Raw genomic sequence first — 216 nt, 5'->3', positions numbered from 1 at the left:
GGTTAGTCAGGACCTAACGCGAACCCGAAAGGGGTAGTGGATGGACAACAGGTTAATATTCCTGTACCTGCTTTATAATAAAAGTGACGGAGTTGGGTATATGTTGCGTACTGACGGAATAGTACGTTGAAGTAACTTCAAGGTTACGATAGTACACTTAAGCTACGGCGGCGGTGATAATACATAGGACCAACTTCCAAGAAAAGCGAATAAAGC

Annotated in this window: 1 rRNA gene; it reads left to right on the top strand. The window is 43.5% G+C overall.

The annotated features are described in order from the left end of the window. Positions 1–216: ribosomal RNA gene (locus ACH2AZ_RS12585) — 23S ribosomal RNA — on the top strand; the annotation flags it as partial.

Origin of the sequence: uncultured Mesonia sp. (assembly GCA_947499595.1) — a bacterium.
Taxonomy (GTDB): Bacteria; Bacteroidota; Bacteroidia; order Flavobacteriales; family Flavobacteriaceae; genus Mesonia; species Mesonia sediminis.
The sequence above is the reverse complement of the archived record's forward strand: the minus strand, read 5'-3'. Positions and strand labels throughout refer to the sequence as shown.